This is a genomic window from Fischerella muscicola PCC 7414, assembly GCF_000317205.1.
Lineage (GTDB): Bacteria > Cyanobacteriota > Cyanobacteriia > Cyanobacteriales > Nostocaceae > Fischerella > Fischerella muscicola.
This window is the reverse complement of the sequence record NZ_AJLK01000109.1, coordinates 81733-94849: the sequence shown is the minus strand read 5'-3', so window position 1 is coordinate 94849 and position 13117 is coordinate 81733. Positions and strand designations below refer to the sequence as shown.

At 42.1% G+C, this 13117-nt stretch carries 13 protein-coding genes; 6 read left to right on the top strand and 7 right to left on the bottom strand.

The genetic code is table 11. The features are described 5' to 3' along the window. Nucleotides 1-57 precede the first annotated feature (57 nt). A complete protein-coding gene (locus tag UYI_RS36860) occupies nt 58-210 on the bottom strand; it encodes a hypothetical protein (protein ID WP_157226351.1) in 153 nt (50 codons plus the stop codon). 147 nt (nt 211-357) lie between these two features. Here UYI_RS36860 and UYI_RS0116130 point away from each other — a divergent pair, with 147 nt between their 5' ends. After that, nucleotides 358-873 carry a hypothetical protein gene (locus UYI_RS0116130; protein WP_016867676.1) on the top strand — a complete coding sequence of 172 codons (516 nt, stop codon included), beginning with the start codon at nt 358-360 and terminating at the stop codon, nt 871-873. Nucleotides 874-991: 118 nt separating this feature from the next. On the opposite strand, the gene UYI_RS0116125 is transcribed toward UYI_RS0116130, so the two are convergent. The 3 genes from UYI_RS0116125 to UYI_RS0116115 all read right to left on the bottom strand — a co-directional run bounded on the left by UYI_RS0116125 (nt 992) and on the right by UYI_RS0116115 (nt 3318). After that, a complete protein-coding gene (locus tag UYI_RS0116125; RefSeq protein ID WP_016867675.1) occupies nt 992-1774 on the bottom strand; it encodes a lasso peptide biosynthesis B2 protein in 783 nt (260 codons plus the stop codon). Nucleotides 1775-1783: 9 nt separating this feature from the next. Then, a complete protein-coding gene (locus UYI_RS0116120) occupies nt 1784-2608 on the bottom strand; it encodes an alpha/beta hydrolase (RefSeq protein WP_016867674.1) in 825 nt (274 codons plus the stop codon). 140 nt (nt 2609-2748) lie between these two features. Beyond that, entirely contained in the window at nt 2749-3318 is a 570-nt protein-coding gene (locus tag UYI_RS0116115; protein WP_016867673.1) for a hypothetical protein, read from the bottom strand. Between the two features lie 261 nt (nt 3319-3579). Between UYI_RS0116115 and UYI_RS0116105 the strand changes: the two genes are divergently transcribed. Both UYI_RS0116105 and UYI_RS0116100 read left to right on the top strand, forming a co-directional pair. After that, a complete protein-coding gene (locus UYI_RS0116105) occupies nt 3580-3831 on the top strand; it encodes a hypothetical protein (protein ID WP_016867671.1) in 252 nt (83 codons plus the stop codon). 300 nt (nt 3832-4131) lie between these two features. Then, nucleotides 4132-6072 carry an iron uptake porin gene (locus UYI_RS0116100; protein WP_016867670.1) on the top strand — a complete coding sequence of 647 codons (1941 nt, stop codon included), beginning with the start codon at nt 4132-4134 and terminating at the stop codon, nt 6070-6072. Here UYI_RS0116100 and UYI_RS0116095 read toward each other — a convergent pair. Beyond that, a complete protein-coding gene (locus tag UYI_RS0116095) occupies nt 6069-7976 on the bottom strand; it encodes a DNA polymerase III subunit gamma/tau (protein ID WP_026085986.1) in 1908 nt (635 codons plus the stop codon). The two genes, UYI_RS0116100 and UYI_RS0116095, sit on opposite strands and share 4 nt — an antisense overlap. 257 nt (nt 7977-8233) lie before the next feature. Between UYI_RS0116095 and UYI_RS0116085 the strand changes: the two genes are divergently transcribed. Beyond that, nucleotides 8234-8938: a hypothetical protein gene (locus UYI_RS0116085; protein WP_016867667.1), complete on the top strand. Its 705-nt coding sequence runs from the start codon at nt 8234-8236 to the stop codon at nt 8936-8938. A 294-nt stretch (nt 8939-9232) separates the two neighbouring features. Here the strand turns inward: UYI_RS0116085 and groL are convergent, their stop codons facing one another. Both groL and groES read right to left on the bottom strand, forming a co-directional pair. Beyond that, nucleotides 9233-10870, bottom strand: a complete 1638-nt coding sequence (gene groL / locus UYI_RS0116080) for a chaperonin GroEL (RefSeq protein ID WP_016867666.1) — start codon at nt 10868-10870, stop codon at nt 9233-9235. Between the two features lie 97 nt (nt 10871-10967). Continuing rightward, the gene (groES, locus tag UYI_RS0116075) at nt 10968-11279 is read right to left on the bottom strand and encodes a co-chaperone GroES (RefSeq protein ID WP_009457502.1); all 312 of its coding nucleotides are present in this window, start codon (nt 11277-11279) and stop codon (nt 10968-10970) included. A gap of 259 nt (nt 11280-11538) precedes the next feature. Here groES and UYI_RS0116070 point away from each other — a divergent pair, with 259 nt between their 5' ends. Together UYI_RS0116070 and UYI_RS0116065 are read left to right on the top strand one after the other, a co-directional pair. After that, entirely contained in the window at nt 11539-12060 is a 522-nt protein-coding gene (locus UYI_RS0116070; RefSeq protein WP_016867665.1) for a (2Fe-2S) ferredoxin domain-containing protein, read from the top strand. 278 nt (nt 12061-12338) lie between these two features. Next, on the top strand, nt 12339-13016 hold the full coding sequence (locus UYI_RS0116065) for a response regulator transcription factor (protein ID WP_009457500.1): 678 nt from the start codon (nt 12339-12341) through the stop codon (nt 13014-13016). Nucleotides 13017-13117 lie beyond the last annotated feature (101 nt).

Genomic DNA, 13117 nt, shown 5'->3' with positions numbered 1-13117 from the left:
TACCGTCACTAAACGAGGGTTTTAAACGCCTCAACAAGAGTTTCAATCGTTTAGAAGCTAAGCTTGATAAATCCACCAACCGTTGTAACCATCTCTGAGTTGTCCCCCGCCGCCACTAATTAACTGGATTGCTTTTCCAACTATTAATAATTGCGGTATCCGATAGGAATGAAGATAATTAGTTTGATTCAGCGATTGATTTTCCATCATCTTTTTTTCTAGTTTTAATTACTTAATTTCAGTTTAAATAAAAACTCATTTACTGTCACTAAACTACGGTTTACAACTACTATTTATAGATTTTAATCTCCTATTTTTCTAATATTTTATTGATGTGATTTAATCAATAAGTAGAAAATGATTAGGACTGTTATTTGGTTACCCAAAGTAGGAAAACCTCAACAAAATCACAGTTCCGTAGCTATTCCCACTTTTGAATTTGGTCACGCTGCTATAGAAATTGTGGATGGTTCTTATATCAGCAAGTGGCCCAAAAGACCAGAAACTCCTTATGGTTACACCATGTGTTATGAAGAAGATGTGGATTTATGCGGTCGAGAAGCTGACGAAATTATAGAGATTAATCATCTTAATGAAAAGACAATGGAAAAATATTGGGATTCCGTTCGTGACAAAGAATTTCACGATCTATTTCGCAATTGCTGCCGAATTGCTGGTAAGGCTCTAACTCAGGGTTATTATTGGAGCGAATTTAGTAATTTTAAGCTGTATTTTAGGCGTGTGAAGCGTCGATTTAAGAATTTGCCAGACGCTTTTCAGGACACTTTTGGGGAGCCATTTAATATGTTGATCACCTGGACACCTTATACTGTGTCTGGTCATGCCAAATATATTAAGAAAATAGTTGATTAGTCATATCATTTTGCCATCAAACTGCACTCTTGTTAGCCCGCACAGGCGTGCATTGAATGCAATAGCCCCAGTCTTATAGACTGAGGGTAACCTCTAAAGCTTGGGCGCTGTGAACAGTTCATTCGTAAGTAAGTACTGATGTAAAGTGTTCGCACCTTTCCTTATCGTCTCCAATTACTTCCGAACTAACTTCGCACCAGCAGTGAGTCGCAAACGGGAAGAGGTAAACACCCAGCTTGATCTGAGCCGGAATTCCAGCGAAACGAGCCAGCCACCAGCTACAGAGAGCGCGTTCTTTACATTCAACTTTAAGGAGATGGCAGGCTGTCGCCTCACTAACAGCTAAATCAACTGACTTCATCAAGAAAGTCATCTCTTGGTTGTCAGCAATTAACGAAGCTTGACGCTTGGGAGTTTGCCAAGCTTTTATTGTCCCAGGCAAACCAAATAGTCGAATGGAGAAATACGCTAGCGCTAAAGCTAACCATGTCCTAATCTGCAAGGATGCAGGCAAAGAGCCGATTAACCAGAGCAACGGTAAAGTAAGTAATGACAAATCAAATCTTATGCCTTTGACTTGAGGCGAGGAGTCTTTGGGATGGTAAATGACACCTTTGTTTTCCAACCCTTGAAGAAATACCAAAACGTCATTCAGGGCTTGTGTAGTATCTAACTCATATTCAGCTACGAGTCTATTTACCGCTGTTGTCGAACCTCCTTTGAGCGTTTCTTTGAGAATCAAAGCGCCAGTGGCAGAGATAGCGTAGAATTCACCATCCAAATTCAGTAGTCTGGCTGTACCATCTTGAAGAAGTAACAGAATCGCATTCGGTACTAAGAGATAATCTACCTGCTGATTCTGTAAGGCTATAGCTTCGGTACGAATAATTTCCACTATCATGCTGCTCACTTAGTATGAATGAGGTAAATTCGCAATGAAATTAGTAACACCTTCCCGAAGTTGCTCGCCTCCAACCTCAAAAAACTCATTGTGTTTAGCTCTCGGAATAGGCAAAAAACTCACAGCTATCCCCTTAGCTTTTGCCTTAGCTCTCAGAGCTTTTGCCATAGCAAAAGGGACAATCTCGTCCTCAGTTCCATGACTAATGAAAATAGGACATTTGACTTTAGCTATCCTCTTTAAGTTGTTAAAACGTTCAGGAATCAACAATTCAATTAACCATTTGGGAATCAACCACTTAAGTACATTAGGAAAAATTTCTACTGCTTCATCAGGAATATTTGTAAAAGCACTCAATAGAATCAGAGCAGCTACTGGTTGAATTTTTGCCAGGTACGTAGCTACTGCTGCTCCCAGCGACCATCCGGCTACAATAATTTGGTCAGGCTGAACTCCTTTAGTCTGAGTAAGATATTGATAAGCTGCTCTGGCTGTCTCGTAGCAGCCTGACTCGCTTGCAGTTCCGCTACTCATCCCAAAGCCGATGTATTCAGGAATGACGACGTTCAAACCAAACTGACGGAAGTAATTTAAATCAAAATTTGCGTCACTCAAACACATGGCATTACCGTAAAAGTAAAGCAGCCAGGTTTGTGATGGTTGTTTATCATTTGATAGTGCTTCCCCAGAAAGGAGGAAGATTCTATTACTATTGTCGGTGTAAATCGGACCCTCAAGAGAGTCTTGGAATTCTGGAGGTATTTTTATCTGTCTTCCCTGTGTCTCGCTACCAGGAAATATTAATGACTGCCTGATTTTAGATATAGATAACACAACAATTTCACTCCTTGGGTAAAATTCCCAGAGCTATAGTTTAAAAACCTTCAGTTTTGGATTTGTTGTCTGTTTGAGCCAGATTCTCCTGATGTGTCCAATTAAATAATTAGAACTCTTGTCTGGGAATGGTTTCAAGATCAAGCATCGCTTGGGTCTATGCCTAAAAAGGAAGCTACACCAGCTAATACGGCTGTTCCAACTCCTTTCATAAAACCGTTGCTGATTGCATTAAGCATATTCGGTTGATTCTCGTTCAATTCACGGGAGAGTTGGATGGTTCTGGCTAAAACCAACTGTGTCACTTCTTGCATTCGTTCATTGAACAAATCTTTAAAACTACTGAAAGAGATATTGCCAGCAATTGAGGCAACGAACCATTTATTCTCTCCATCGTCAAGATCCTCAAGCACGATCAAAGCACCCTGCCTATAAAGCTGTTTTACTCCGTTGTACAGTAGTGCTGCAAGTGTCGGCCAAGTTTCAGCGATCATCTCAAAGGTATCTTCATCTAGATTGCTAACTAATTTATCAAAAGTGTGATCCCAGCAAGTAGCAACGAAAGCTGAATTTTGATTCCTGGGAATGACATAGATGACATAAGAAGAATCGTCATCCACAGGAAACTCAATTTCAATATAGGTATGAGTGATTTTGCTGCCAATTTCATCACCAATAGCAGTCTTTCTCTTATCTAGAAAATATCTCATAGTAAATACCTCATAATTTAATGTTCAGCAATGAATATTCCTAATCTTGCTTTATATAAGAAAATTTAACATCTGGTTTTAGATCCAAAGAAAACGGTAGTTTAGAAAGTTTATAACTATCGTTATTAAGGGAAAGGTATTGTGTCTGAGAAAAATTTGATCGCAAATCTAAAATTCCGAATTCAAACCGCCAACTAAAACCACTAACTAGAGTTTTATTGGTACAACCAAAATAAGCTTTTTCCGTGTGCTGAAACATTTATGGCATTCTCTAAAGCCATAGCTACTGGGGAACGTGGACTCAGTGCGTCCACCCTTGCTATAAAAATCTGCCCAGTGCCCCCACCAGAAGCGATCGCATCTTTTCAATGCAACCTGCACAACTTAGACACCCGAATCCCAGTTAAATACAAAGTTTTTAAAATTATGCCCTGCTCACCCCGTCAACCCAGTTATACTGGATTGAAGGCTGTCAGTCCCAAATTTATTTCAGGACGAGATTTGGGCTTATGAAATCTATCGAACTTAGGTTAATGAGCTAGGTTTCTATTATTTTAATTATTATATGGTAACTATAAAAACTATAAATCATAAATAGTGTTAACTGATCATAAAAATAGTATTTACTAGAATTTAATACTTACGAAACAATTCACATAGTAGCCTAGTAAATCTCAGTGAAATAATTTCCTGGGTTAAAAAATGTAAAACTGGCAATATTTCTTTGCAAAATACGCTTTACATCAACTTGTCTATTGGTGTTTATCGTAGTCAAATTTTCCATATCTTCTATATAGTTTGTGAGGAGCTATCATGACGAGATATCTGCTAGCCTCTGCTTGTGGAGCAAGTTTATTGTATTTAATTATGGGATTGTTACCAGTACAAGCCCTGACTAATTTTGAGATTGCAGATAACAAGCAAGTACGAAATAATTCTGAAAAAATAGCAATTTCTCACGTTGGTAACACCCCTGAAAAAATAAATATTAATGACGGAGTGAAACCTAATAATTCTCCAAACAAAATAATTATAGCTAGTGAGGATGAACAAAATTCATCTGTTTTAAATCAGAAGCAAGAAGACAAAAATTTAGAGCTAACTTCAGCTGCTAATTCTTCACTACCAACTTCCTCACAATCTGCAAATTCACCTCAAACATCAGACAAAATCGCACAAGTCACATCTGTATCGCAACTATCTGATGTGCAACCAACAGACTGGGCTTTCGGTGCATTACAATCTTTGGTTGAGCGCTACGGTTGTATTGCTGGGTATCCCAATGGTACATATCGCGGCAATCGTCCGATGACTCGCTATGAATTTGCTGCTGGCTTAAATGCCTGTCTTGATCGAGTCAGCGAACTAATTGCTACGGCGACTACTAATTTGGTAACAAAAGAAGATTTAGCCACTTTGCAGAGATTGCAAGAAGAGTTTGCTGCGGAATTGGCTACACTGCGGGGTCGGGTAGATGCGCTGGAAGCCCGCACCGCAGAACTGGAAGCAAATCAGTTTTCCACAACTACCAAACTGAATGGCGAGGCAATTATTGCCGCGATTGGTGCTACAGGCGGTTCTCCAGATAGAGATGACCCTAATATCATCCTGACAAATAGAGTGCGCTTAAATCTCAACACCAGTTTTACAGGTAAAGACTTACTAATTACTGGTTTGCAATCTCATAACTTTTTGGGCGGTTTGGATGGTAGCGGTAGCCTACAAGAATCTTTGGGATTAGCTTCGCCTATACTTAGTGCCAGTAGCGCTCGTACTAGTTTTGAACCTCAGTTTCCTGGTATTGATGTTAAGACTTTATCAGATGTCAGTGCTAATGATGTTGAGCTTTACAAATTGCTTTACATCTTTCCGGTGGCTGATAAATTAACTTTGTTTGCCGGGACTGCGGCGGAAACATCGGATGCTTTTCCTGCGATCACACCTTTCTATGGTGAAGGACAAGAGTCAATTTCTCGCTTTGGCAATTTGAATCCTGTAGTACGTGTCTCCGGTGGTACTTCTGGTTCTGGTTTGGCCTCAGCTGTAGGGTTTATTTTTAATATTTCCGACCAGTTAGACCTAAGAGCTTTATACGGCAGCGTTAATGCTAACATTCCTCAAAATGCTCCAGACATCCAACCAGGAGTTTCTGGTACACCTTTAGGATCTGGTTTTTTTGGTGGTAGTAGCGTTATAGCCGCACAATTAACCTTTAGACCAACTAGTTCTATAGATATTGGTCTCAACTATGCCAATAGTTATCACGAAATCAATATCTTGGGTACAGGATTAACTAGTAGTGATATTGGTGCTTTGGCTAATGTTTCACTGGGAACACCTGTCAAACTTAATTCTGTTGGTGGCACACTCACTTGGCGTTTCTCCCCAAAAATTGCTTTATCTGGCTACGGTGCAGCAATATTCGTAGATGATTCTTCAGGTGATGTTGACGCTTCTACTACCTTCACTAGTTGGATGGTGGGACTTCACTTCAACGATTTGTTCAAACAGGGAAATAACGCAGGCATTCTGTTTGGACAGCCACTATATCGCACTTCTGCTGATGGAGATGCTGAACTTGCTCCAACAGGTGTAGATCGGGCTACTCCTTATCATTTAGAAGCGTATTACCGCTTGAAACTAAGTGATAATGTGAGCATTACCCCTGGGGCATTTGTGCTGTTTAACCCCGAAGGCGACAACAGAAACGACACAACGACCGTTGGTGTACTCCGTACTACCTTCACTTTTTAAAATTCATCATCTGTTTCTACTTCGTTTTCCCACTCAGAAGTCGTGCTAGAGTCGGTAACTTCTATTACATCATCTGCAAAGCGGATAATTTCACCATCAAAAAATTGTGCCAGACGTTGGGCTGCGATCGCAGCCTCATCACTCTCCCAATTGGCTGGTGGCATCTGAGGCTGTGGTGGAGACACAGTATGCGCCACAGCAGCATTTGTTACTGATTCTGTTTTTGTGATTACTGGTTTTACTGGTTGATGATTATCAACTACAGGTGGTTGTTGATTGTAACTAGGTGGAGGCGGCTGATGAGCTTGAGGAGTATTATTTTTAGGAATATCTTTTTTTTCATTACTAGGTGCAGTTTTTCCCTGGTTGGCAACCAAGCTCACTTTATATTTTTGCTGAAAAACCTTCACAAAAGCGGCTTCCACATCGGCTAATTTGCCTTGAGCAAGTTTGATCAGCTTTGGTGGTACACCCACAACAGCGACACTATCGCCGATACTTAATAAGCGTCCGTGTTGGTTTAATAAAGCTTTGGCAGGTATAGGCAAAGATTCTACTATTTTTTGCCAAGTTGCTTCCAATGATTCTTGAGTGGAAGAGTTTAGTTCCTCTTGTTCAGAAGGTGGGGGAGTGGGGGGAGAGAGGGAAGATTTTTCGCTGTTGCTGTGTTGCTGTGTCGTTGTGTCTTCTTGATTCCCCGTGTCACGTTGTACCTGTGTCACTTTGCCGTTAGAAACTGGGGAAGGTGGGATAGAAGGGGTTGGTGATACTGCGGGTGTTACACGATTTGTTGTTAATGGCTGAGTGCGAATAGTTGCTGAAGGTAACAATCCCAGCAAGGTGACTTCTAACCACAAACGGGGTTGGGTGGTATTTTTTAGTTGTAATTCAGCAGTTCTCAGGTGTTGTTGTCCTTGTAAAATTGTGCTGATATCTAACTGTTGAGCAAAACTAACCAGTGCTTGCCAAGTTTGGGGAGTGCAAGCAACTAAGTTTTGACGACTGGGTGCAGTTTTAGCTATGAGTAAATCGCGGTATAAAGCGGCAAGATTTTGGAGAATAATCAGAGGTTCTCGACCACGATCTAGGATTTGACGAGTACAATCAAGAACAGCTTCAGGGTTGTCTGTTGCGATCGCCCCTAAAAGTGTGAGTAAGTCGCGTTCGCTGACTGAACCCACCAAATCCCACACTTGGTCTGGCGTGACTTCCCCTGATAATAAACTTAATTGGTCAAGTAAACTTTCGGCATCCCGCAATCCCCCCTGAGCAATTTGAGCTACAAGTGTAATTGCTTCAGGATTGATATTAATGTTTTCTTTTGTAGCAATAGTACTCAAATGCTGCACCATTGCTTCTAGAGGTATGCGGCGAAAATCGAACCGTTGACACCGGGAAATAATTGTAGGTAGTACTCTTTGGGGGTCAGTTGTTGCCAGGACAAAGACTACGTGTTTAGGTGGTTCTTCTAGAGTTTTTAGTAGTGCATTGAACGCTGCCGTACTGAGCATATGGCATTCATCGACCACATACACTTTATAACGACACTGAACAGGGGCAAATTGCGCTCTTTCGATAATCTCTCTAATGTTGTCTACGCCTGTGTTGCTGGCTGCGTCAATTTCAATTACATCCAAGGAGTAGCCTTTGGTGATTCCTTGACAAACATCACACACACCACAAGGTTCAGCTGTGGGTTTGTCACTTTTAAGACAATTGATTGATTTAGCTAAAATGCGGGCGCTGGAGGTTTTGCCTGTGCCTCTTGGGCCTGTGAATAAATAGGCTGGTGCGATTTTGGATGCCCGGATAGCATTAGTGAGGGTGGTAGCGATCGCTTCTTGTCCCACCAGTTCAGCAAAACTCTTTGGGCGGTACTTATGGTGCAGGGGTTCGTAAGACATGGATGGCAATGCCTTTTCTGGTTTGTGAGTCGCACCCAGTCGAGTTTGGGATTCAATCATTTTAGCTAAAGAGGGGAATTTTCAAGAATGGGAAACGGGGAACCGGGAACGATAATTAGAATATTAATCATTTTTCCAATCCACACTCCCCATCTCCCCATCTCCCCACCTCCCCACTTCCCCATTCAAACGCGTAGCGACTAGCCGTAGACATCGCTACAATCTTAGGGTAAACAAAACTCGGGGGGGTGCCAGAGATGCTCAAACGGCTCATTTTATGGCTAAAAAGGTTTTTTCAACGCTTGTTGGGCAACCAAAAAGCGCCAACAACATTTGCGGGTAATCATCCCAAAGAACCACCTCCACCTCTAACTGACACAGATTTAGAATTTTTGTTCACTGAACTGTTAGAAGGAGTACATCAAGCTAGAGGACAACAATGGGCGCTGAAGTGGCTACATAATATTGAGCATCGCGTCCCAACAGAACGTTGGATAGAGTGGTTGCATGGCTTTGGTGAAAAACTGCTGGCATCACCAACTCCTAATAACGAATTAGCCGCTCGGATGATACAACTAGGGGAATTGGAAGTTGGAGAAGTGGGAGATGTTGCCCATGATATTGGGATGCAATTACTGACACGCAATCAAGGAGAACCTGTATGGGAGTATGAAGGCCCAGATGCTCAAATAGCAACTTTTGGCTCAGCAGAAGACACTGATGTAGAAAATTTTCCATCCAGTCAAGTTTTCCAAGCACCTGATGACTCAGGAAATCTCCCTGAAGGAGAATTCCAAACCGTAACTTTAGACGAATTACTGGTGATCATGCAGCAGGATGAAAATCTACGCCAGATGATTGCTCAACAATTGGGAGTTGATACGGAAGATCCGCAAATGATTATCCAAGCATTGATTGATCAATTTCATGCTGCTAACCAATCAAATACAGAACAAAGATAAATTATTGCGCTCCTTGTGGGCGGAGTTCAAATATCGTAGTTGGAGGCACGAAGTTGTCAGATTTGTTTCATATATCTGGTGTACGCAGTTCATAATAATTGTTCAATCGCTGCATTGATATTTGTGGTTATATCTAATAGTACATAAATACTAAATTATCAAAAGACAAAATGTCAAACCCTGGGAAAGGACTGTTCATAAAACAATACGGTTCACATAAAAAAGCAGCCATTTCCTCTGGGAAGTGACTGCTTTTTTATAGAGGTGAGTATCTTACTCACCCTTTGCAATATTTTAGTAATCGAAGTCGCCGCCCATACCAGCGCCAGCACCTGCTGGTGCGTTATCCTTAGGTTCTGGCTTGTCAACAACGATACACTCTGTGGTCAACACCATACCAGCGATGGAAGCTGCGTTTTGTAGGGCAGAACGGGTTACTTTGGCAGGATCAACGATACCAGCAGCAAACAGATCGACGAACTCGTTGGTGGCTGCGTTAAAGCCAACGTTGAATTCTTTCTCTTTGACGCGTTCAGCAATGACAGCACCATTCTGACCAGCGTTTTCAGCAATCCGTTTGAGGGGAGCAGCCAAGGCGCGAGCGACAATCAGCGCACCAGTCAACTCTTCATCTTTGAGGTTACTATTTGCCCACTCTTCTAACTGAGGGCTGAGGTGAGCTAGAGTTGTACCACCGCCAGGAACGATACCTTCTTCTACCGCAGCTTTGGTAGCGTTGATCGCGTCTTCAAGGCGTAGTTTCTTGTCTTTCATTTCGGTTTCGGTAGCAGCACCAACTTTAACTACTGCTACACCACCAGACAACTTAGCCAGACGCTCTTGCAATTTCTCTTTGTCATAGGAAGATTCAGTTTCGTCCATTTGACGACGAATCTGTTCGCAACGAGCTTTTACGGCTTGTTCGTTACCTTCAGCAACAATAGTGGTGTTGTCCTTGGTGATAGTGATGCGACGAGCTCTACCTAAACTATCCAGCTTGGTATTTTCTAGCTTTAAACCCGCATCCTCGGTAATTAACTGACCACCAGTGAGGATGGCGATGTCTTCCAGCATTGCTTTGCGGCGATCGCCAAATCCAGGAGCTTTCACAGCAGCTACGTTCAGCACACCCCGCAGGCGGTTAACAACCAAGGTTGCCAAAGCTTCTTTTTCAATATCTTCGGCAATAATTACTAAGGGTTTGCCTTGACGTGCCACTTGCTCAAGAACAGGTACTAAATCTTGTACCAAAGCTATTTTCTTATCGGTCAGCAGTAAGTAAGGATCGTCAAATACTGCTTCCATCCGCTCAGGATCGGTGGCGAAGTAGGGAGAGATGTAGCCTTTGTCAAAGCGCATCCCTTCGGTGATTTCCAATTCGGTGGTCATAGATTTCCCTTCTTCTAGGGAAATTACGCCTTCCTTACCTACTTTGTCCATTGCTTCAGCAATCATCTGACCGACTTCTTCGTCGTTACCAGCAGAGATTGCACCAACTTGAGCGATCGCTTTGGAATCTTCAACAGGACGAGCGTGTTCTTTAATTTTTTCTACTAAGAAGTTGGTAGCTTTATCAATACCACGCTTCAACTGAATGGCATTTGCACCAGCCGCAACGTTCCGCAAGCCTTCTTTAACCATTGCGTGTGCCAAAACAGTAGCAGTGGTGGTTCCGTCACCAGCAGCATCGTTGGTTTTGGAAGCAGCTTGGCGGATCAAAGAAACGCCTGTGTTTTCAACATGGTCTTCTAATTCAATTTCTTTAGCAATGGTCACACCGTCATTGATGATTTGGGGTGCGCCAAATTTTTTCTCTAGTACTACGTTACGACCTTTGGGACCGAGGGTAACAGCCACAGCCTCAGCCAGGATATCCATGCCTCTTTCTAAGGCGCGACGAGCGTTTTCGTTGTAGATAATGCGCTTTGCCATAATTTCTTAGTTGTCCTTTGCCATTTGTTATTTGTCATTCGTTATTTGTCATTTGTCATTTGTAATAAACCAGTGACCAATGACCAATGACCAATGACTAAGAAACAATTGCTAAAATGTCTTTCTCAGAAAGCAATACGTATTCGTCGGTTCCTAGCTTGATATCAGTACCAGCATATTTAGAGTAGAGAACTTTATCCCCTACTTTGACATCCATTGGCTGACGAGAACCATCATCTTTGATTTTGCCTTCACCAACCGCAACAACTTCGCCAACTTGGGGCTTTTCTTTGGCGGTGTCGGGTAAGTATAGACCACCAGCGGTCTTTTCTTCAGAGGCGCTCACTTTTACAAACACGCGATCGCCTAAAGGTTTTACAGTAGAAACGCTAAGAGATACAGCTGCCATACGAATTTCTCCAGAGTTAGCACTCTCAACTCCTGAGTGCTAATTTAGCGAACGACTGGATGCAATGGCAATATTTGGGTTTGTACGGGTTCCCGAACTTTTGGGATTGGGGATTGGGGAACTCACCGGTCCCCACAACCGTAGGAGTGGGGACCGGTGAGTTCCCTGATTCCCAATTTCAGTAACGAATAGTTATATATGGTCAACTTTATTTGCAAAGTTTAGAAATTGTTATAGAACAGAAATCAGAAAGCGCGCGATGGGTAACAAAATAGTGATCCAGTCCAGCCACAAAATAGAGAAGGCAACTCCACCACCAGAAAATAAAGCCCTAAATTACTCTATAGAAACTTTAGGACTAAAAAAAATTCAGCGACATGTTTTTATCTGTGCTGATCAGACATTGCCTAAGTGTTGTTCAAAACAAGCAAGTCTGGAAGCGTGGGAGTATTTAAAAAAACGCCTGAAGGAATTAAGGTTAGATGTGCCTCAACAAGAGCGACCTAGTTGCATATTCAGAACCAAAGCTAATTGCTTGCGAGTTTGTTGCTCTGGGCCGATAATAGTGGTTTACCCGGATGGTGTCTGGTATCGCCAAGCAACCCCGGAAGTTATCGAGCGGATTATCCAGGAACATTTAATCGAAAATAAGATTGTGGAAGAATATGCTTTTTTAGTTCATCCTCTGTCAGAAACCTCTGTGGTTACTGAAGAGCAGCGCAACAGAAGCTTAACATCCAAGGGATATGGTGAAGCGGTGAGTTACACAAGTGCGGGTTAACTGTTTACCAGGAGCATCTTAGAACTAGCGAAGTTTGGTAATCTATAAGGATTATTATTCTGCTGAAGTTTTTTGCCCGCTCCTTTCAAAGCGATATATAATAACGCATTATAAATACTACTGCTCTACGTATCCTTACTGGACTTTTGCCATTGATTGAGTAGTTTCAGGGAAAGTAATTTTCAATTTTGAAACATTTACTCAACAAAGGCAAGTTAAGTGGGAAAAAGCACAACATCACAATCATCCACCAAAAAGGATCGCTATACAAGGCCCCTATGGATCTACGCGCGACAAGTGCCACTGCTATGAAAGAACCCAGCATGAAAGAATACAAACGACTTCTACTCATTGATGATGACCCTAACCTCATCTTGCTGGTGAAGGATTACTTGGAATTCCGGGGATATGAAGTCATCACCGCAGAAAATGGTCGAGAAGCTTTGGAAATTTTAGAGCAGGATGTTCCAGATATGATCATCTGCGACGTGATGATGCCGGAAATGGACGGATATACTTTTGTTGAACAAGTCCGGCAAAACGAACGCACTAGTTGGATTCCTGTTCTATTTCTATCAGCAAAAGGACAAAGCGCAGACCGGGTTAAAGGACTGAATAAAGGTGCTGATGTATACATGGTCAAGCCCTTTGAACCAGAAGAGTTGGTGGCGCAAGTAGAATCGTCTCTCAAGCAAACCATTCGTTGGAAAGAACACCAAGCCAAAGGAGGAGACAACGGTTCCCGTATTCAAGTTCCCTTTGACGTGCAGTTAACCCCAACCGAACTGAAAGTTGTCCAGTTTGTTGCCAGGGGTTTAGCTAACCGCGAAATTGCTGAAGAACTAAATGTTAGTCAGCGTACAGTTGAAAGCCATGTGTCCAACATGTTGGGCAAAACCAATCTTCATAATCGTACTGAGTTAGCACGGTGGGCGATTGAGAATCAAATGGCATAGATCAAGCTCTAATTTATGAGTGTTGAGTTATGAGTTAGTTTTTTCGATTTCAAACTCATAACTCAATTACTTATTTTGGGGTTACTGAATCAAAATCAACT

Coding starts and splice junctions, on each gene's coding strand:
- UYI_RS0116125 (WP_016867675.1), bottom strand. CDS start 1,774: ATGATAGTGGAAATTATTCGTACCGAAGCTATAGCCTTACAGAATCAG.
- groES (WP_009457502.1), bottom strand. CDS start 11,279: ATGGCAGCTGTATCTCTTAGCGTTTCTACTGTAAAACCTTTAGGCGAT.
- UYI_RS0116130 (WP_016867676.1), top strand. CDS start 358: ATGATTAGGACTGTTATTTGGTTACCCAAAGTAGGAAAACCTCAACAA.
- UYI_RS0116070 (WP_016867665.1), top strand. CDS start 11,539: ATGGGTAACAAAATAGTGATCCAGTCCAGCCACAAAATAGAGAAGGCA.
- UYI_RS36860 (WP_157226351.1), bottom strand. CDS start 210: ATGATGGAAAATCAATCGCTGAATCAAACTAATTATCTTCATTCCTAT.
- UYI_RS0116115 (WP_016867673.1), bottom strand. CDS start 3,318: ATGAGATATTTTCTAGATAAGAGAAAGACTGCTATTGGTGATGAAATT.
- UYI_RS0116085 (WP_016867667.1), top strand. CDS start 8,234: ATGCTCAAACGGCTCATTTTATGGCTAAAAAGGTTTTTTCAACGCTTG.
- UYI_RS0116095 (WP_026085986.1), bottom strand. CDS start 7,976: ATGTCTTACGAACCCCTGCACCATAAGTACCGCCCAAAGAGTTTTGCT.
- UYI_RS0116105 (WP_016867671.1), top strand. CDS start 3,580: ATGGCATTCTCTAAAGCCATAGCTACTGGGGAACGTGGACTCAGTGCG.
- groL (WP_016867666.1), bottom strand. CDS start 10,870: ATGGCAAAGCGCATTATCTACAACGAAAACGCTCGTCGCGCCTTAGAA.
- UYI_RS0116065 (WP_009457500.1), top strand. CDS start 12,339: ATGGATCTACGCGCGACAAGTGCCACTGCTATGAAAGAACCCAGCATG.
- UYI_RS0116100 (WP_016867670.1), top strand. CDS start 4,132: ATGACGAGATATCTGCTAGCCTCTGCTTGTGGAGCAAGTTTATTGTAT.